1 protein-coding gene is annotated in these 274 nt (G+C 60.9%); it reads left to right on the top strand.

Annotated elements, in window-relative coordinates; genetic code table 11:
* Positions 1–274: LysR family transcriptional regulator (locus AAEZ09_RS28220; protein WP_350601637.1), on the top strand; the 274-nt coding region annotated here is incomplete at both ends.

The following is a 274-nucleotide window of genomic DNA, read 5'->3' as shown; positions in this document are numbered from 1 at the left end:
CCATGACCTCAATGTTTCGGCGACCGCCCAGAGCCTGTTCACCTCCCAGCCTGGCATCAGCAAACAGATTCGTCTGCTTGAGGATGAACTCGGCGTAGAGGTCTTCGCGCGTAGCGGCAAGCATCTTACGCGGGTGACCCCGGCGGGGGAGCGCATCATCACCACGGCGGGGGAAATCCTGCGCAAGTGCGAGAGCATCAAGCAGATCGCCCAGGAGTTCTCCAACGAGAAAAAAGGAACGCTGAGCATCGCCACCACGCACACCCAGGCACGC

It is taken from the genome of Pseudomonas sp. 65/3-MNA-CIBAN-0223 (genome assembly GCF_040310425.1).
In the GTDB taxonomy this organism is placed as follows: domain Bacteria; phylum Pseudomonadota; class Gammaproteobacteria; order Pseudomonadales; family Pseudomonadaceae; genus Aquipseudomonas; species Aquipseudomonas gregormendelii.
This window is presented reverse-complemented; position numbering and strand designations above follow the sequence as displayed.